The 18,575-nt window shown below is 39.6% G+C and carries 20 protein-coding genes; 12 read left to right on the top strand and 8 right to left on the bottom strand.

Annotated elements, in window-relative coordinates; all coding sequences use genetic code 11:
- The first annotated feature begins 1 nt into the window (after position 1).
- From ACA100_RS02390 to rsmD, 3 genes are read left to right on the top strand one after another with little or no spacing between them, the layout of a single operon-like run.
- The gene (locus ACA100_RS02390; RefSeq protein WP_481078418.1) at positions 2-553 is read left to right on the top strand and encodes a D-glycero-alpha-D-manno-heptose-1,7-bisphosphate 7-phosphatase; all 552 of its coding nucleotides are present in this window, start codon (positions 2-4) and stop codon (positions 551-553) included.
- Between the two features lies 1 nt (position 554).
- Positions 555-1,280, top strand: a complete 726-nt coding sequence (locus ACA100_RS02385) for a lysophospholipid acyltransferase family protein (RefSeq protein ID WP_481078417.1) — start codon at positions 555-557, stop codon at positions 1,278-1,280.
- Complete coding sequence (gene rsmD / locus ACA100_RS02380) at positions 1,280-1,852, top strand: 16S rRNA (guanine(966)-N(2))-methyltransferase RsmD (RefSeq protein WP_481078416.1); 573 nt, start codon at positions 1,280-1,282, stop codon at positions 1,850-1,852. The genes ACA100_RS02385 and rsmD overlap by 1 nt, the downstream gene beginning before the upstream one ends.
- Here rsmD and ACA100_RS02375 read toward each other — a convergent pair.
- From ACA100_RS02375 to hemE, 5 genes are all read right to left on the bottom strand, one after another.
- Positions 1,832-2,374 (bottom strand): biotin transporter BioY, encoded by a 543-nt coding sequence (locus tag ACA100_RS02375; RefSeq protein WP_481078415.1) that lies wholly within the window; start codon positions 2,372-2,374, stop codon positions 1,832-1,834. The genes rsmD and ACA100_RS02375 overlap by 21 nt on opposite strands.
- Positions 2,375-2,448: 74 nt before the next feature.
- Complete coding sequence (argA, locus tag ACA100_RS02370) at positions 2,449-3,678, bottom strand: amino-acid N-acetyltransferase (protein ID WP_481078414.1); 1,230 nt, start codon at positions 3,676-3,678, stop codon at positions 2,449-2,451.
- 1 nt (position 3,679) lies between these two features.
- Positions 3,680-4,066, bottom strand: coding sequence for a response regulator (locus ACA100_RS02365; RefSeq protein ID WP_481078413.1), 387 nt, complete (start codon positions 4,064-4,066; stop codon positions 3,680-3,682).
- A gap of 96 nt (positions 4,067-4,162) precedes the next feature.
- Positions 4,163-4,624, bottom strand: a complete 462-nt coding sequence (locus tag ACA100_RS02360; RefSeq protein WP_481078412.1) for an NUDIX domain-containing protein — start codon at positions 4,622-4,624, stop codon at positions 4,163-4,165.
- Between the two features lie 19 nt (positions 4,625-4,643).
- On the bottom strand, positions 4,644-5,702 hold the full coding sequence (gene hemE / locus ACA100_RS02355) for a uroporphyrinogen decarboxylase (protein WP_481078411.1): 1,059 nt from the start codon (positions 5,700-5,702) through the stop codon (positions 4,644-4,646).
- 281 nt (positions 5,703-5,983) lie between these two features.
- Here hemE and rpsB point away from each other — a divergent pair, with 281 nt between their 5' ends.
- Positions 5,984-6,733, top strand: coding sequence for a 30S ribosomal protein S2 (gene rpsB / locus ACA100_RS02350; protein ID WP_481078410.1), 750 nt, complete (start codon positions 5,984-5,986; stop codon positions 6,731-6,733).
- A 99-nt stretch (positions 6,734-6,832) separates the two neighbouring features.
- Entirely contained in the window at positions 6,833-7,708 is an 876-nt protein-coding gene (tsf, locus tag ACA100_RS02345) for a translation elongation factor Ts (RefSeq protein WP_481078409.1), read from the top strand.
- Positions 7,709-7,928: 220 nt separating this feature from the next.
- Here the strand turns inward: tsf and ACA100_RS02340 are convergent, their stop codons facing one another.
- The 3 genes from ACA100_RS02340 to ACA100_RS02330 form a co-directional block, all read right to left on the bottom strand.
- Positions 7,929-9,635 (bottom strand): proline--tRNA ligase, encoded by a 1,707-nt coding sequence (locus ACA100_RS02340; protein ID WP_481078408.1) that lies wholly within the window; start codon positions 9,633-9,635, stop codon positions 7,929-7,931.
- A gap of 73 nt (positions 9,636-9,708) precedes the next feature.
- Positions 9,709-10,215 (bottom strand): DUF4124 domain-containing protein, encoded by a 507-nt coding sequence (locus ACA100_RS02335; protein WP_481078407.1) that lies wholly within the window; start codon positions 10,213-10,215, stop codon positions 9,709-9,711.
- 51 nt (positions 10,216-10,266) lie between these two features.
- The gene (locus ACA100_RS02330) at positions 10,267-11,469 is read right to left on the bottom strand and encodes an amidohydrolase (protein WP_481078406.1); all 1,203 of its coding nucleotides are present in this window, start codon (positions 11,467-11,469) and stop codon (positions 10,267-10,269) included.
- A 194-nt stretch (positions 11,470-11,663) separates the two neighbouring features.
- Between ACA100_RS02330 and ndhC the strand changes: the two genes are divergently transcribed.
- From ndhC to nuoG, 7 genes are read left to right on the top strand one after another with little or no spacing between them, the layout of a single operon-like run.
- Positions 11,664-12,017, top strand: coding sequence for an NADH-quinone oxidoreductase subunit A (ndhC, locus tag ACA100_RS02325; protein ID WP_481078405.1), 354 nt, complete (start codon positions 11,664-11,666; stop codon positions 12,015-12,017).
- On the top strand, positions 12,008-12,493 hold the full coding sequence (locus tag ACA100_RS02320) for a NuoB/complex I 20 kDa subunit family protein (protein WP_077926311.1): 486 nt from the start codon (positions 12,008-12,010) through the stop codon (positions 12,491-12,493). Before ndhC ends, ACA100_RS02320 begins: the two co-directional genes overlap by 10 nt.
- A 9-nt stretch (positions 12,494-12,502) precedes the next feature.
- On the top strand, positions 12,503-13,198 hold the full coding sequence (locus tag ACA100_RS02315; RefSeq protein WP_481078404.1) for an NADH-quinone oxidoreductase subunit C: 696 nt from the start codon (positions 12,503-12,505) through the stop codon (positions 13,196-13,198).
- Complete coding sequence (locus ACA100_RS02310) at positions 13,198-14,448, top strand: NADH-quinone oxidoreductase subunit D (RefSeq protein ID WP_481078403.1); 1,251 nt, start codon at positions 13,198-13,200, stop codon at positions 14,446-14,448. The genes ACA100_RS02315 and ACA100_RS02310 overlap by 1 nt, the downstream gene beginning before the upstream one ends.
- A gap of 29 nt (positions 14,449-14,477) precedes the next feature.
- Positions 14,478-14,993, top strand: a complete 516-nt coding sequence (locus ACA100_RS02305; RefSeq protein WP_481078402.1) for an NADH-quinone oxidoreductase subunit NuoE family protein — start codon at positions 14,478-14,480, stop codon at positions 14,991-14,993.
- On the top strand, positions 14,993-16,282 hold the full coding sequence (gene nuoF, locus ACA100_RS02300; protein WP_481078401.1) for an NADH-quinone oxidoreductase subunit NuoF: 1,290 nt from the start codon (positions 14,993-14,995) through the stop codon (positions 16,280-16,282). Before ACA100_RS02305 ends, nuoF begins: the two co-directional genes overlap by 1 nt.
- Positions 16,275-18,575 (top strand): NADH-quinone oxidoreductase subunit NuoG, encoded by a 2,301-nt coding sequence (nuoG, locus tag ACA100_RS02295; RefSeq protein ID WP_481078400.1) that lies wholly within the window; start codon positions 16,275-16,277, stop codon positions 18,573-18,575. The genes nuoF and nuoG overlap by 8 nt, the downstream gene beginning before the upstream one ends.

Genomic DNA, 18,575 nt, shown 5'->3' with positions numbered 1-18,575 from the left:
TATGTTGCCAAAGCTCGTCATTCTCGATCGAGATGGGGTTATTAATTACGATAGCCCCGATTATATTAAATCACCTGAAGAGTGGATTCCGATTGAATCGAGCCTTCAGGCGATTCGATTGCTGAATGAGCAAGGAATTTTAGTTGGCGTTGCCAGTAATCAGCGTGGCATTGGTCGCGCTTTATATGATGAAGCAATGCTCGCTTTGATCACTGAAAAAATGTATCAAGCTTGTGCGGATGTTGGTGCAAAAATTGGTGCTTGGCGTTATTGCCCTGCATTGGAACGTACACATCCTGATCATAAGCCTAATCCTGGAATGTTGTTATCCATTATGGATGAATTCAATATTTCACCACAGGATGATTCTGTCTATTTTGTGGGTGATAAATTGAGTGATGTAGAAGCTGCGATCAATGCTCAATGTTTGCCAATTATGGTGGAAACAGGTTATGGCAAAGAGAGTAGTGCGGAAGTGTTGGTTAAATATCCTGATTTGCCCATTTATTCAAATTTACTTGCGTTCGTTGAAGCGCTATTAAAGGATAATTAGTATGATTCAATGGATTCGTTCGTTAATCTTCTTTATTTCATTGATGTTGATTGGTTTGATCTTCATTCCATTCATGATCATCTTTTCATATTTCGTTTCTGAACGCCGTTACTATCCGATTGTTAAACGATGGTGTGCATTATCACTATGGTTATTGAAAGTGATTGTGGGTGTGAAATTTCGTGTGAATGGTATTGAGAAAATTGCGTTATTGAAAGAGCGTCCAGCGATCATTATCTCGAATCATCAGTCAACCTTTGAAACATTCTTATATCCTGTGATATTTCCCGTCTATTGCTTTGTTTTGAAGAAAGAATTGCTGAAAATTCCTTTATTTGGGCAAGGTTTGCGTCGTTTAAATCCGATTGCGATTGATCGTTCAGAAGGGCGTGAAGCATTGAAGATGATGATTGCTAATACAAAAGCGCGTTTGTCTGACAATATTTCTGTTATTATTTTTCCCGAAGGTACACGTGTTTTACCGAATGAATCTGTGCCTTATAAAAATGGTGCATTTTTAGTGGCTTCAAAATTGAAAGCGCCAGTGATGCCGATTAGTGTAAATTCAGGTTTGGCTTGGCCAAGAGGACAGCTTTTAAAGCATAAAGGCACAATTGATATTACGATTGGCGACTTTATCGAAAGCGAAGATAAAAGCGTGCAAGAGTTGAATGACGCAACTTATGCTTGGATCAAGGCAAATGAAAAAACAACATTGGCGAAATAATGGCAAAAGTTCAAAAACATACAATTAGAATCATCGCTGGGGATTATCGTTCCCGTTTATTGGAAGTTGTAGATCGTGATGGTTTGCGCCCAACAGGCAATCGCATGCGTGAAACTCTATTTAATTGGTTACAACCTTTTTTGTATGGTTCGCGTTGTTTGGATCTATTTGCAGGCAGCGGTGCATTGGGATTAGAAGCTTTATCTCGTGGCGCCAAGTTTTCCACTTTTGTTGAAAGAGATCGAGAAGCTTTTCAGGTTGTTCGTAACAATGTTGAGAATATCTGTAAAGAGAGAGATCGCTTTCAGTTAGTCAATAGCGATGCGTTACAGTTTTTATCAAAGAATAATGATGAATTTTCTTTGATTTTTTTGGATCCACCATTTGGATCGCCTGAATTGTTGGAAAAGTCTGTAGAGTTGATTAATACGTTGCCAATTTATCAATCTGTTCAATATGTTGTGCTGGAACGATCCATTCATGCGCCAGTGGTGACATTAGAAGGTTTTCATCTCCATAAAGAGATGAAAACAAAAGAGTCGAATTTAACATTATTTGTTCGCACACTTTAAATAATATCGTGCCGAACCATAACCAATCGCTGCGGATAACGTAGATTTGATGATTCCTGGCACAATGAAGGGAATCATCGCGACATTGATCACTTTCATTATGGATAAATCTTTGCTGATATATAGCCAAGTGCAACCAAAAATCAGTGTGATGAAAGTTGCTAATAAGTTGGCAGCAATGAATGTGATGAATTTTTTCGAGAAATGTAGGCATATTCGCACAGTGATCACATAGAAAACAAAGCCCACAAGAAATCCGCCTGTTGCGCCAAGGATTGCATCGATGCCATATTTTTGATTGGCAAAAATTGGCAATCCTAATGCACCTAACAATAAATAACCTAAGACGACAGCTAATCCGACTCTAAGTGGAAAAACCGATGCTATGATGCCGAGTGCAAGCGTTTGTCCTGTGATTGGGATCATGCCAATTGTGATGGATAGCTGTGCAAAGAGGCTTAAAAAAGCAATTAAAACTGTTGTTAATAATACTGTTTTTGAAAAATTTTGAGGGTTTATCATGGTTTGGTAAACTTAAATCTAAAAATAAAAGTTTACTTGAAAATGCGTGTTGAGACAATGCAATGATTGTGCTGTTAGATTGTTTTGAAGAAGACTTTTGAGTTTCTTGTGTAATCATAGACAGCTAATTTATCCTTAGGTAAGTCGCTGATTTGGGCTTCTTTAAAGCCATTGCCCATGAACCAATGAGCTGTTTGAGTTGTGAGTAAGAAAATGGATTCTAGTCCATCTTCTTGTGCTTTATGCTCCACAAATTGCATCAACTGATTCGCTTTTTTGCCTTTACGATAATCAGGATGAACAATGAGAGAAGCGAGCTCTGTCGTTTTTTCATCAGGATAAGGATAATACGCAACAGCGCCGATGAGCGAGTTATCACGAAACATTAGATAAAAGTTATGAATGTCTTTTTCTAAATCTTGAATGCTGCGTTTTTTCAGTGTGCCATCATCTTCTAATGGTTGCATTAAAGCTTTCAATGCTTGAATGTCTGTTAATTCAGCAGGTTTAATTTCATCATAAGGTTCATTGGTGATCATAGAGCCAACGCCATCACGCGTGAGCAACTCAATGATGAGTTCGCCTTCAACTTTTTTATTGAGCAAGTGAATACGATCAACGCCATGTTCAATAGCAGGAATACTGCGTTGAATTAGTGTGCGTATTTGATGGGATAAATGATCATCTTGACTTAATAGTTTTGCCTGCATTGCATTCATTTCACGTGGTAAGTCTTCGTGTTCTGTCAGGATCATAAGCTTTTGGCACTGTAAGCTACTGGCGATTTTTTCTGCCATTTCTAAGCCATCCATGATGAATGTTTCACCTGTTGGTGCAAAACCAAAAGTTGGAATGATTAAGCAAGATGCGCTTTCTAAAATATGGTTGAGCAGCTCTTTTTTAATGCTTCGTGCTTTGCCAAAAAAACCATAATCAATGCCATTATGAATGCCATAAGGTTTCGTTGTGACAGCACTACTTGAAACAATCGCTGAGCTGATTTGATATTGGTAAAATGCTTGATTGAGTAAAACTTCTGCTTTGCGTTGTGTGACCTGAGTTTGAATGAGTAATTGTTCTAATTTTTCTTCAGACTCAATGACGAAAGGTTTACCAATTGGTTGTGAAGGTGCGATGAGAATAATTTTGATATTCAATGCACATAATAATGCGATGTCTTTAGCGATTGATGCTGCTTGTTCTTGAGATACTTGATCTAGTAAAACAACAAAAGTACTGCCTGAGTAGGTATGAAAATATTGGCCTGCATCGTGCAGTACTTTTAGAATTGTTTGATTAGACATTTTACATGAACTCATCCCAAAGTTTTTGGATGCGTTCAGGTAGCTGCATAGGGTCAAAAGGTTTTGTTAAAACACCTAATAGTTTTGGTGGTTTAGCTTCTGAATATGCAGCAAAGTTTGCATTTGCTGTTAAGAAAATTGCAGGTGTTGTCGCATATTGTGGTTGTTTATGTAACTCTGCAAGTACTTCTGGTCCGCTCATTCCTGGCATCATAACGTCAATGAGGAATAACTGAGGAGAAAATGCATCAACCTTTTCTAGTGCTTCAGCGCCAGAGTTGCAAGCCAATACTTCAAAGCCGCCAACTTCTGATAGAGAAAACTCAATGATGCTGAGGATATCTTGGTCGTCATCAATGCATAAAATTTTTGTTAGTGGTGCTGCCATTTGTGTTCTCCAGTTCATCAATATAGAGCGTGTTTCTTACTATATACTATAAAACTAATAAAATAAATTTCGAGTTTTGCGTGTATCAAACTGCCTTTATATTATTCTCGGGTCGTGGGCTAGAAACAGGTCAGACCAATAGATTGCTTCTCTTACTCTTGGTGTGACTAGTTTCAATGCTTGTGTGCGGGTTGCCCATATCCAATCATTGTGCTCAGGATGCCCTAATTCAGGGTTTATTGGAAGTGAAATCTCATGCCTTTGTGTTTCAGCAAGATGATATCGTGCGATTTTTTTACCTTTAAAGTAAGCGGGTGTTTGATAAAAATCAAAGCCCCAACGGAAGTGTAAATCAGTAATTGTTGTCTCTTCTTGCACTTCTCTAATGGTTGCTTCTATTGCACTTTCACCTAATTCGACTTGTCCCTTTGGGAAATCCCAGAAATTGTAAGCTTTCAGTAATAAATACCGAAAGCTCTTGTGTTCTAATCGCACAATAATTGCACCCGAAGAGAAGATCTCAACATCATCACTCCAATGTTTATCTTCATTTTGCATGGGCGCTCTCTTATTGTTGTTAGTGATAGGCTGGACTGAGTTCATTGACCGCATCCACCATAGCTTTGACATTTTCAGGATCAATGCCAGGGAAAATACCATGGCCAAGATTGAAAATATGACCGCCGCCAACGCCGAATTTATCCAATACTTTTTTAACTTCAGCACGAACAATGTCAGGATTGCTTAACAATACTGCTGGATCCATGTTGCCTTGTAATACAACTTTATTGCCAATCAATGCACGAGCGTGATCCAAATCTGTCATCCAATCTAAACCAACAGCATTGGCGCCAACATTCGCTTGCTCAGATAGCCAAGCGCCACCATTTTTCGTGAAAATAATGGATGGAATTTCTTGGTTGTTGTAGTTTTTGATCAAACCGTTGAGGATTTTTTGTGTATAACGTAAAGAGAATTCTTTATAGCACTCTTTGCTTAATAGTCCGCCCCAAGTATCGAAGATTTGTACAGCGGCAACGCCATTCACGATTTGTGCATTTAAGTAGTCAATCACAACATCTGCCAATTGATCTAATAATGCATGTAACAATGCAGGGTTTGAATACATTAAGCCACGAATTTTTGTGTATTCCTTGCTTGTAGAGCCTTCTAACATATATGTTGCTAGAGTCCAAGGGCTGCCTGAAAAACCGATTAATGGTACACGATTGTTTAATTCTTTAACGATCATGCGCACAGCATCCATCACGTAACCTAGCTCTTCTTCCATGCCAACTTTGCGAAGATTTCTGATTTCTGCTTCTGTGGTTAATGGTTTTCTGAAGATAGGGCCTTTGCCTTCTTCAAATGTTAAGTCCAATCCCATTGCATCAGGAATCGTTAAGATATCAGAGAAAAGAATTGCAGCATCAAAACCAAAACGATCGATCGGCTGTAATGTCACTTCTGTTGCCAATTCAGGCGACATGCAAAGATTCATGAAATTGCCAGCTTTTGCGCGTGTTGCACGGTATTCTGGTAGATAACGACCTGCTTGGCGCATCATCCAACATGGAGTCTTATACGTTTGCTCTCGCAGAAGTGTTTTAATGAAACAATCATTTTTATAACTCATTACGCTTATTCCTTAAAAATTAACTAGCGTAGTCTACCATGAAATGTGGGAATCTTGTAGCTGATGCAGGTGATAAAATGTCTCTTAATCTTTGAAAAAAATTGAATTTTTTAGATCGATATGGTATAAAGTCGCGCTTAGTTTTGGATTTTTGATGATAAAAATTCAAAACTAAGTAATTTAATAAACGACTCACAAGCTGAACTGTTTAAGTGTTGGGTGCTGATAAAGTCCGCTTAAATATGCTTGGAGGCTCAACCCTAAATTTTAAAGGATAAAATATGTCAAACGTTACTATGCGCGATATGCTAGAAGCTGGTGTTCACTTCGGTCACCAAACACGTTACTGGAACCCACAGATGAAAAACTACATCTTTGGCGACCGTCAAAAGATTCATATCATCAACTTAGAAAAAACAGTTCCATTATTTGAAGATGCAATGAACGTAATTTCAAGCATCGCTGCAAAAAATGGTCGCATTCTTTTCGTTGGTACAAAACGTGCAGCACAAGAAACTATCGCAGCTGAAGCAACGCGTGCAGGACAACCTTACGTTGATCACCGTTGGTTAGGTGGTATGTTGACTAACTTCAAAACAGTGAAAAACTCTATCAAGCGTTTACGCGAAATTGAAGCAATGAAAGAAGATGGTTCTATCGAACGCTTCAACAAGAAAGAAGGCATCATGCTTGCTCGTGAATTAGAAAAATTAGAGCGTAGCTTGGGCGGTATCAAAGATATGCCATCTATTCCTGATGCATTGTTTGTAATCGATGTTGGTTATGAAAAAAATGCTGTAGCAGAAGCTCGTAAAATGGGTATTCCTGTAATCGGTATCGTAGATACAAATAACTCACCAGAAGGTGTTGATTATGTTATTCCTGGTAACGATGATGCGATTCGTGCAATTCAATTGTACGCAAAAGCAGCAGCAGATGCTGTAATCGCGGGCCGTGGTTCAAACGCTAAATTGGCTGCTGAAGTTATCGAAAAAGATGGCTATGTAGAAGCTGAAGCTGCTGAAGCATAATCAATCTTAAAGGATTGTTTTTCAAGCATTAAGTAAGAGTCGCCCGTTTCTTGGGCGCTTTTATTTTTAGAGATATTCATTAATTAATGAGGTTTTAAAATGTCAAATATTACTGCTGCAATGGTTAAAGAACTCCGTGAACGTACTGGTTCAGCGATGATGGATTGTAAAAAAGCATTGACTGAAACTAACGGTGACATGGAAGCGGCTATCGATTTGATGCGTAAAAATGGTTTGGCAAAAGCTGACAAGAAATCTGATCGTGCTGCGGCAGAAGGTTTATTGTTGGTTCGTCAAAACGCTTCAAAAGCTTTGATCTTAGAAGTTAACTGTGAAACAGACTTCGTAACTAAGAACGAAGATTTCTTGAAATTTGCTAACGATGCTGCTGATATCGCATTGAATAGCGATGTAACAACAGTTGAAGAATTAGGTGCGCAAGCATTGAATGGTTCTACAGTTGATGAAGTTCGTAAAGGTTTGATCGCTAAAATTGGCGAAAACATGAACGTACGTCGTTTAACAGTATTGAACGCAACTGGTGTTTTAGGTGGTTATGTTCACGGCGGCCGTATTGCAGCGATCGTTGAAGTTGAAGGTGGCGACGAAGATTTGGCAAAAGACGTAGCAATGCACATTGCTGCAGCTAATCCAGTTTGTATCGATGCTTCTGAAGTTCCAGCTGAATTGTTGGATCGTGAGCGCGATATCTACTCAGCACAAGCTGCTGAATCAGGTAAGCCAGCTGACATCGTTGAAAAAATGGTTGAAGGTCGTATTCGTAAGTACTTAGAAGAAGTTACTTTGGAAGGTCAAGCATTCATCAAAGATCCAGACATGAGCGTTGGTAAATTGTTGAAATCTAAATCAGCTAAAGTTAAAGCGTTTGTACGTTTTGAATTAGGTGAAGGCGTAGAAATCACAACAATCGACTTCGCTACAGAAGTTATGGCTCAAGCAGGTTTGAGCAAGTAATTTAAACTTCAGTTTAAATTAGCGAACAAAGAGCGTCTGATTATTCAGGCGCTTTTTTTATTGCTTAAATTTATCAGCTTTTTAGATTCCGGAAAATATATCACTGGATCTCAGTTAGCTGAGATCTGAGATAAAAATTTTTGATAGATATAAAAAATCCTGCCGAGCAAAGCAAGGGCAGGATGATTTATGTTCATTGTTAAGATTTAATCTGTGAAGATTATTTCTTCAATTGGTTCATGATGAATTCAATCGCAGAATCTACAGGGATAAAAGTGCTTTCTGCATCTTTACGGCCTTTGTATTCCAATTCATTATTTTTCAAGCCGCGTTCACCGATTACTAAACGATGTGGCACGCCAATTAATTCGTGATCATTGAATGCATTGCCTGGGCGAATGTCACGATCTTCCAATAATACTTCAACGCCCAATGCTAAGAACTCTTTATACAATTTATCTGCCAATTCTTTCACAACTTCTGATTTGTGATAGTTCATTGGGATCAATGATAGTTTGAATGGTGCCATTGCGTCTGGCCAGATAATGCCTTTATCGTCATGAGATTGTTCAATTGCAGATGCAACAATGCGCGTTACACCGATGCCATAACAACCCATTTCCATGAAAGTTTGTTCGCCATTTTCGTTCACAACCGAAGCATTCATCGCAGTACTGTACTTATTGCCCAATTGGAAAATATGGCCAACTTCGATCCCGCGAATAAACTTGACCGTTCCTTGTCCGTCTGGAGAAATGTCACCTTCTTCAATATTGCGGAAGTCATGAGTTGCAGTTAAAGGTAGATCACGTTCAAAGTTAACACCAACATAGTGGAAGCCATTTTCATTCGCACCGCAAATGAAGTCGCTTTCAGAATACAATGCATGATCAAATAATACAGGAATTGGCAAATTCACAGGGCCAATTGAGCCAGGTGAGACACCTAGTTTTTCAATAATTTCAGCATCTGTTGCGAATTCAATAGGATTAGCAATGCCTTTGAAATTGCCTGCTTTGACTTCATTCAATGAGTGATCACCGCGTAAGCAGATTGCAACTAAACTGCCATCTTCTGCGCGAACAATTAATGTTTTAGTGATTTTAGCAATCGGTACATTCAACTGTTTTGCAACATCTTCCACTGTGCGTGCATTTGGTGTTGCTACTTTTTCAAATGCTTGTTGTGGTGCTGCATATTTTGCACCTGCATTTGTTTCAGCGCGTTCAATGTTTGCTGCGTATGTAGATTCTGTAGAAATTACAATTGCATCCTCACCTGAATCAGCCAATACATGGAATTCTTGTGAGCGATCACCGCCGATTGCACCTGAATCTGCCAATACAGCGCGATATTCCAATTGCAAACGATCAAAGATGGCAGAATATGTACGATACATATTTTGGTATTCAGCTTCTAATGATGCCGCATCAATATGGAATGAGTAGGCATCTTTCATTAAAAATTCACGTGAACGCATTACACCGAAACGAGGGCGAATTTCATCACGGAATTTCCATTGAATTTGATAATAGCTGATTGGTAATTGGCGATAGCTTTTTAACTCTTGGCGCGCAAAATCTGTGATTGCTTCTTCGTGTGTTGGACCTAAGCAGTAATCGTTTTCATGGCGATCTTTTAAAGTTAAGAGTTGTTTGCCAAACTGATCCCAGCGGCCTGTTTCTTTCCATAATTCAGCAGGAATCACAGAGGGCATTAATACCTCTAAGCTGCCAGATTTGTCCATTTCTTCACGAACAACGTTTTCAACTTTGTGCAAAACGCGCAAACCTAACGGCGACCAAGTGTATAAACCTGATGCTAAACGACGGATCATGCCTGATTTGATCATTAACTGATGAGAGATGATCTCTGCATCTTTTGGAAATTCTTTGGTGGTACTCAATGGAAAATGAGAGGTTTTCATATGTGACTTTCTCAAAAAAGGTGTAACAAAAAAATGGAGCCATAAGAGCTCCATTTATAGAACTAAACATAGACTATTGTAAACAATATTTCTCTAAATTATCTATTGTTGTCTTATATTGATCTTGGATTTTTTCAGGCGAAATGCGAGTTTGTGTACCTGATTGTTCAACAAGTAATAGTTGGTCCAAGTCGCCATTTTCTAAGGCATTAAATGTTTCAAGGTTTGTTTGAATGATTTGGCAATATGTCATTGTTGTTGGATCTAAAGCTTCCATTGCTACAGTGACATTAGAGCCTGTCTTTGGACGATCTTCAGGATTAAAACGTTTTTTAGCCTCAATTTCTACTAAAACAGCCTGTGTTGGTTGCATGATGTCGAGCTTTTTAACATCCTTTCCTGTGTTATCAACTTTAGGTTGATCTTTGGCAAAATTGAGAATTTGTTCACGAGTTTCATCTGGTGCATATTCCGTGTAGTGAACAACGCCCTTGCTATCAGTCCAACGATACATTTGCTGAGCTTGCGCTACAGTGGATGCGGCGATGAATAGCATGCAGAAATATAGAGTTTTTTTCATAATAGTTAGCTATTTAGTCATTAATGTTAGTATGATAATTTTATCATACTATTAATCTTGTGGGTTATCCAAATAATATTGTGCAAGCACTGACCAATAAACACCGCCATACAATAAGTTAGTATCATTGAAGTCAAAGCCTGAATTGTGCAGTTTATTGGTTGAAGAATCGGGGCCGTTACCAATGTAAAAATAAGAGCCTTTTTGATCTGCTAACATAAAACCAAAATCTTCAGCGCCCATTGAAGGTGTTTTGCCAGTTGAAATAGAGCATGGCTTGAAGATTGTTTGAGCGGCTTTAAGTGCAATTTCAGTTTCTTTTGTATGGTTGACAGTTGCAATATAGCCATCGACTAATCGAACATCAGCTCGACCACCAAATGCAGTGCAAATACCTGCGGTGATTTCATGGATACGTTTTTTAGTTAAGTCACGAATTTTAGGGTCAAAATAACGGAGCGTTCCAGTTAGTTTAACTGTTTCTGGAATGACATTATGCGCTGTGCCACCATGAATTGTTCCAATCGTAATGATGACGCTATCTGTCGCTGGCATGTTGCGTGTTGGGATTGTTTGTAGAGCAACGATGACTTGAGCTGCCGTTACAATAGGATCAACACCTTTATAAGGATGTGCTGCATGGCAGCCAACACCATGAATATCGATTTCTATACTGACTGTGCCTGCCATTTGTGGGCCATCACAGATTAATAATGTGCCAATATCGGCACCTGGGAAATTATGTGCAGCATAAACTGCATCGACAGGATATTTTTTAAATAAACCAGCTTCTACTAGATCACGGGCGCCAGCGCTATCTTCTTCATTCGGTTGGAAAATCAATAGGATTTCTCCATCAAATTCTGCTTCTTCTTGGAGATACTTAGCAGCAAATAAAAGCATGGATAAATGACCATCATGACCACATGCATGCATTATCCCAGCTTTTTTTGATTTATATGTGAGATTGGTATTTTCGTCAATTGGTAGTGCGTCAATATCGGCTCGTAAACCAATTCTTTTTGAACTTGTTCCTTTTTTTATGAGTCCAATCACACCAGTTTCTAAAAATGAACGATCAGTTTTTATGCCCCATGACTCTAATAGCTCATTGATTTTGTCCGTAGTTGCAAACTCTTTTTTAGAGAGTTCGGGATTTTCGTGAAAAAATTGACGAATTTTGATGAAGTCATTTTCATGCTTTTTGAACCACTGAATGGTTTCTTGATTTTCGTCTAGAAAGTGTAAGGTCATCTTGTACGCGCTCCCAATTAGGTTATTTTCTGTTACTATATGGTACCGTGAAAAACCGAAAGAGTTGAATGCTTTCTCGGTAACAATTAGTATAAGCAATTTGCCTGATCTCGAATCATTACTCAAAAAGTGCTTCTTTTTCAAGGCATAGTTTGCCACCAAAAATTGATGTTTATTAGAAGAGGATAATCGCTATGATGGATTATTTACCAGTGCTCGTGTTTATTGGGTTTAGCCTCATCTTCGGGATAATCTTAGTTGCTCTAGGCTATTTCCTATCTCCCAAAAAAGATAATGTTGAAAAGCTCTCGCCATATGAGTGTGGCTTTGAAGCATTTGAAGATGCGCGAATGAAGTTTGATGTTAGATTCTACTTAGTAGCGATTTTATTTATAGTTTTCGATTTAGAATTAGCATTTTTAATCCCTTGGGCAGTCGTATGGCGTGAGGTTGGAATGGTGGGGATTGCTGCTGTTTCAGTTTTCTTATTTTTGCTCGTTGTGGGATTTGCATATGAGTGGAAGAAAGGGGCATTAGAATGGGAATAGAAGGCGCTTTAGATAAAGGCTTTGTGACAACGACATTAGATAGCGCGATTAATTGGGCTCGAACAGGTTCATTATGGCCTGTGACTTTTGGTTTAGCATGTTGTGCAATTGAGATGATGCATACAGGGGCTGCGCGTTACGACTTAGATAGATTCGGTAACTCTGTATTTAGGCCATCTCCACGTCAATCAGATTTGATGATTGTTGCGGGAACATTAACGAATAAAATGGCTGTGGCATTGCGTAAAGTTTACGATCAAATGCCAGAGCCAAAATGGGTTTTATCTATGGGATCATGTGCGAATGGCGGGGGCTATTATCACTACTCATACGCAGTTGTGCGTGGTGTGGATCGCGTTGTTCCCGTAGATGTTTATGTACCAGGTTGTCCACCAACGCCTGAAGCATTGATTTACGGTATTTTGCAATTGCATAAGAAGATTAAGCGTACAAGTACCATTGCGCGTTTAAGCTAGGGGGAGCCAATGTCGGTTATTTTACGACCAGAAACTATTCTGACGACATTATCGTCTGTATTGGGTGATCGAATCGTTTCAAGCAAGATCGCTAGAAATGAATTGACCATCATCGTTGATAGCGATCATTTATATGAAACTATTGAGTTATTGCACACCAATGACAAATTGCCATTTGAAAATTTGATGGATGTTTGTGGTGTTGACTATGCAGCTTATGGCATCGCGGAGTGGGATGTTGAAGCAAGCAATCATGGCTTCAGTCGCGCGGTTCATGAAACATCTGTTGGACGCAAAGAATCATCTTTAGATGAAGTGCGCAATAATGCAGAAATGCCAAACCGTTTTGCAGCCGTTTATCATCTATTATCTGTGAAATGCAATGCGCGGATTCGTGTCAAAACATTCATGAAAGATGATAACTTTCCAATGGTTGACTCAGTGAATGATATTTATAAAAGTGCCAACTGGTTTGAGCGTGAAGCGTTTGATCTATTTGGCATTATTTTTAATGGGCATCCTGATTTGCGTCGTATTTTAACGGACTACGGTTTCATTGGTCATCCATTACGCAAGGATTTTCCATTAACAGGCCATGTGGAAATTTGGTATGACCCAGAATTAGAAAGAGTGGTTTATCAGCCAGTGAGCATCGAGTCTCGCGTTGTGATCCCTCGCGTGATTCGTAAAGAGGAGCTGAACTAATGGCAAATATTGAAAACTACACATTAAACTTTGGTCCTCAGCATCCTGCAGCGCATGGTGTATTGCGCTTGATCTTGGAAATGAATGGTGAAACCATTATGCGTGCCGATCCACACATTGGATTATTGCATCGTGGTACTGAAAAATTAGCAGAAGCTAAACCTTATAATCAATCGATTGGTTACATGGATCGTATGGATTACTCATCTTGTATGTGTAATGAACACGTGTATGTATTGGCAATCGAAAAAGCATTGGGCATTGAAGCGCCGATTCGTGCGAAATATATCCGTACTTTATTCGATGAAATTTATCGCTTACAAAATCACTTAATGTGGTTGGGTGCACATGGTATCGATTTAGGTGCAATGGGTATGTTCTTGTACTGCTTCCGTGATCGTGAAGATCTAATGGATATGTGTGAAGCTGCAACAGGCGCTCGTTTGCACCAATTCTATTATCGTCCAGGCGGTGTCGCCAAAGACATTCCTGATGTTATGCCAAAATATGAAGTGAATAAATTCCGTAATCAAAAGAAAGTGGATCGTTTGAATAAGCCGCGTGAAACATTCTTGGATTTTGTTAGAGACTTCACCGTGCGTTTTGATAAGCATTTAGAGGAATATAAAACTTTATTGTTTGAAAATCGTATTTGGAAGCAGCGTGTTGTTGGTATTGGTCAAGTTACGGCAGAAGATGCAATGAATTTAGGGTTAACAGGCCCAATGTTACGTGCTTCAGGTGTTGCATGGGATTTGCGCAAAACTCAACCATATGCAGCTTATGAATATTTAGATTTTGATATTCCTGTGGGCAAAGAGGGCGATTGTTATGACCGCTTCTTGGTTCGTTGGGAAGAAATGCGCCAATCTAATCGCATTATGAAGCAATGTGCTGATTGGTTAGAGAAAAATCCTGGTCCTGTAATGCTGGAAGATAGCGTTGTATCCCCACCAAAACGTGCTGAAATGAAAGAATCAATGGAAGATCTGATTCAACAATTTAAGTTGTATTCAGAAGGTTATTGCGTTCCTGAGGGGGAAGTTTACGCAGCAATCGAGCATCCAAAAGGTGAAATGGGCGTTTATCTTGTATCAGATGGTGCGAATAAACCATACCGAGTGAAAGTTCGTCCAGCAGGTTTCCCACATTTAGCAGCATTGGAGACTTTGACAAAAGGTCACATGTTGGGTGATGTGGTTGCGGTTGTAGGTACGTTGGACTTGGTGTTCGGCGACATCGATCGTTAAATATTGATAACTGAATTAAGGCATAGATTATGAGTGCAAAAGACATTTTAACGGAGCGTTCACGACAAGAGATCGATAAATGGTTGAAGCATTTCCCAGAAGATCGTAAACAGTCTGCGCTTTTAGCTGCTCTAAGAGAAGTTCAGCATGACAATAATGGATATTTAACAACAGAATTGATGGATGCAATTGCAGAATATTTGGAGCTTCCACCAATCGCGGTTTATGAGGTTGCGACATTTTACTCAATGTACGAAACAAAGCCTTGTGGACGTAACTCAATTTCGATCTGCACTAACATCTCTTGTATGTTGCGTGGTGGCGAGAAGATTCTTGCACACGTTGAAGGTAAGCTTGGCATTAAAGCTGGTGAGTCGACAGAAGATGGCGTTTTCTACTTGAAGAAAGAAGAAGAGTGCTTGGCTGCTTGTAGTTATGCGCCAGCGATGCAGATCAATCATGTCTATTATGAAAATATCACGATCGAAAAGATCGATGAAATATTGGATGCAATTGCAGCAAGTGCAGAGAAAGGTGAACACTGATGATGAATCAAGTTTGTTATTTTACACTTGGTCATGATGAGCCGTGGTCATTAAAAACCTATGAAGAATTAGGTGGTTATGATGCATGGCGCCGTATTCTCAACGGTGAATTAAGTCGTGATGAAGTGATTGATATGGTGAAAGCCTCTGGGCTTCGCGGTCGTGGTGGTGCAGGCTTCCCAACAGGGGTGAAATGGAGTTTCATGCCAAAAGGTGAAGGCATTACTCGTTACTTAGTGTGTAACTCGGATGAATCTGAACCAGGCACATGTAAAGATCGTGATATTTTACGTTTTAATCCACATGCTTTAGTTGAAGGTATGGCGATTGCAAGTTATGCAATGAATGCTCGTCATGCTTATAACTATATGCGCGGTGAGTTTTTAGATGAACCTGCGATTCGTTTCCAAAATGCATTAGATGAAGCATATGCAGCGGGTTTATTGGGTGAGAATATCAAAGGTACAGGTATTTCTGTAGATATCCACCCTGCAATTGGCGCAGGTGCTTATATCTGTGGTGAAGAAACTGCATTATTAGAATCATTGGAAGGCAAAAAAGGTCAGCCAAGATTTAAACCACCATTTCCCGCAGCTGTGGGTTTATATGGTAAACCGACAACCATTAACAATACTGAATCATTATCCTCAGTGGGTCGTATCATTCGTAATGGCCCTGAATGGTTCTCTGGTTTGGGTATTCCTGGCGCGGGCGGTCAAAAATTATTTGCAGTATCTGGTCATGTTGCAAAACCAGGTAACTATGAAATTAATATGGGCACGCCATTCTCTGAATTATTGGATATGTGTGGCGGTGTTTGGCAAGGTCGTAAACTCAAAGCTGTGATTCCAGGTGGATCATCAGTACCTGTTGTTCCAGGTGACTTGATGATGCAAGCGAATATGGATTATGACTCGATCGCTAAAGTGACAGGATCAATGTTAGGTTCTGGTGCTGTGATTGTGATGGATGAAACAACAGATATGGTTAAAGCATTGCGTTGCCTATCTCGTTTCTATTTCAGCGAATCATGTGGTCAATGTACACCATGTCGTGAAGGTACTGGTTGGTTGTATCGCGTTGTGGATCGTATTTTGCAAGGCAAAGGTGTTCCTGAAGATTTGGAGCGTTTAGAGCACATTGCCAATAACATCGGCGGCCGTACGATCTGTGCACTTGGGGATGCAGCTGCAATGCCTGTGTTGAGTTTCATCAAACACTTTGGTCATGAGTTTGCATATTACATTGAACATGGTAGATCTATGGTTGAAGGAGCGAATAATGACTGATAAGCAGATGCTCTCTATCGAAATAGATGGCAAAAAATATGATGTAGAAGCAGGGCGCTCTGTGATCGAAATCGCAGATGAAGTTGGCGTGCCAATTCCTCGTTTCTGTTATCACGATAAATTATCCATCGCAGCAAGCTGCCGTATGTGTTTGGTGGACATTGAAAGAATGCCAAAGCCAATGCCTGCATGTGCAACACAAGTTTCTGATGGCATGATCATTCGTACACGCAATGAAAAAGCACGCGCAGCACAAAAATCTGTAATGGAATTCTTATTGATCAACCATCCTTTAGATTGCCCTGTGTGTGATCAAGGTGGTGAGTGTGAATTGCAAGATAATTCGGTGGGTTTTGGTAGCCAACATTCAATGTATATTGATGAAAAACGTCATTACGAAAAAATTGATATTGGCCCATTAGTAGAAACATTCATGAATCGCTGTATTCAATGTACGCGTTGTGTGCGTTATGGCGAAGAAGTTGCAGGCTTACGTGAATTGGGTGGCGTAGATCGTGGTGATCGTTTAGAGATCACAACATACGTGAAACATTCATTATCATCTGAAGTTTCAGGCAACATCATTGATTTATGTCCTGTCGGCGCTTTGACGGCAAAACCATCTAAATTCCAAGCAAGACCTTGGGAATACAAAAAGAATGATTCAGTGAGCATTCATGATGGTTTAGGTACAAATACTTCAATTCATACATTGCGCGGTAAAATTGCTCGTGTGGTTTCACGTGAAAACGAAGCGATCAATCAAGTTTGGATCTCAGATCGTGATCGTTTCAGTTATGAAGCAAACTTCAGTGTTGATCGTGCAAAATCACCAATGATTATGAATGAGAAGAAATCATTAGAGCAAGTGGATTGGATCAACGGCTTGAAAGCAACTCGTATGGCAATTGAAGGCGCTGTACAGAAATTAGGTGCGGATCAAGTGGGTATCTTTGTTTCACCATCTGCAACGATTGAAGAGCAGTTCTTAACGAAGCAATTGGCTGATCAATTGGGTATCAAAAAAATTGATTCTCGTTTTAGACAAGTGGATTTCAGCAGTGATTCAGTTGAACCTGCATTCCGTTCACTCGGCGTTGCGATTAAAGATGTTAAATCTTTAGATTCTATCTTTTTAGTGGGTGCTGATCCAAGAATGGAAGTGCCAGTATTGGCGATCGATATTCGCGAAGCTGTTAAAAACGGTGCAAAAGTTGCGTTGTTGAATACTTACGATACTGATCAGTTGCATCCAACAGAAGCAGTGATTGCGGCACCAAATCAATGGGTGAACGTGCTAGCTAATGTATTGGCAGCTATTTCTCAGAAGATGCAAAAAACTGTTGCGCCTGAATTGGCAAGCATTGTGGAAAAAGCAAGCAGTGATGCGAGATCAATTGAGATCGCAAATATGTTTGGTAACGACAATAAACAGTGGATTGTATTGGGTAAAGATGCTGTATCTAATCCTGACTTTTCAGTCATTCGTGCACTTTGCCAAAACATTGCAGAGATTTCTAACAGTGCATTTGGCTATATCGCGGAAGGTGCGAATATGTCAGGTGCTTCATTGATGGGTGTTGCGAAAGGCAATACACATGCAATGATCGAAAACCCATTGAAAGCTTACATCTTAGTTGGGGCGATTGATCCTGAACATGATTTCATTGAGCGTAAAGCAGTGATGAAAGCATTGAAGCAAGCAGAATTGGTTGTGGCAATTACGCCATTTGTTTCTGAAGCATTGCATGATGTTGCAACGATCATTTTGCCAGCAGCAGCTTGGGGTGAAACAGATGGCAGTTTGATGAACTTGGAAGGCGAATTACAAACTGTAAAAGCAGCAGCAGAGCCAAGTTTTGAATCTAAGCCATTATGGAAAATCTTGCGAGTATTGGGCAATGAGTTTGAGTTTTCAGGTTTTGATTATGTTCATTGTTCAGATGTATTGGCGCAATGCACAGATCAATTAGCGACAACTGTTCATACAAATTTCATGCCATACGCAAAAGATTTGAATTGGAAAGCAGTAGAACAAGCAGGATTGGTTGCTGTACCAATGGAATCCATTTACTCAACAGATGCTTATGTCCGTCGTTCAACTGCATTACAAGCAACACCATTGGCTGCACGTAAGCGCGTTGTGGGCAATGAAACTGTGAATCAAACACAATGGATTTTAGAAGGACAAGAATTCAAAGTGCGTTCTACAGTTAAAATGGCGGCCAACTGCTTAAGAGTTCCAAGGGAGTTTGGTTTAATGATTAATTATTACGAAGCGATCGAGGGGTAA

This window comes from Wohlfahrtiimonas sp. XWW7 (assembly GCF_056716055.1).
This window is presented reverse-complemented; position numbering and strand designations above follow the sequence as displayed.